A 239-nucleotide genomic window follows, 5' to 3' on the forward strand; every position below is an offset into this window, starting at 1 on the left:
GACTCGGTGCTGAAGCGTCGCGGCGAGTGGCTCGACGGCGATCCGGATGACCCCGAAACGCTGCTGCGCGAAACCGAGTTGCAGGCCTATACTCGCACGTTCGGCCAGCTCAAGTGCGCCGACCTGATGGCGAAGAATGCGATCGAGGTCGCGCCATCGACGACGGTGACGGCCGCGCTCACGCTGCTCGACCGCCACCGCGGGAGGGCGCCGCCGGTCGTCGGCGGCGAAGGCCGCCT

Annotated in this window: 1 protein-coding gene; it reads left to right on the top strand. The window is 69.9% G+C overall.

Annotation, left to right across the window (positions count from 1 at the left end; translation table 11 throughout):
* Positions 1–239 (top strand): CBS domain-containing protein (locus tag KVT39_RS37315; protein WP_368858975.1); only part of this gene is annotated, 239 nt, incomplete at both ends.

Source organism: Burkholderia sp. GbtcB21, from assembly GCF_019091065.1.
GTDB classification, from domain to species: domain Bacteria; phylum Pseudomonadota; class Gammaproteobacteria; order Burkholderiales; family Burkholderiaceae; genus Burkholderia; species Burkholderia pyrrocinia_C.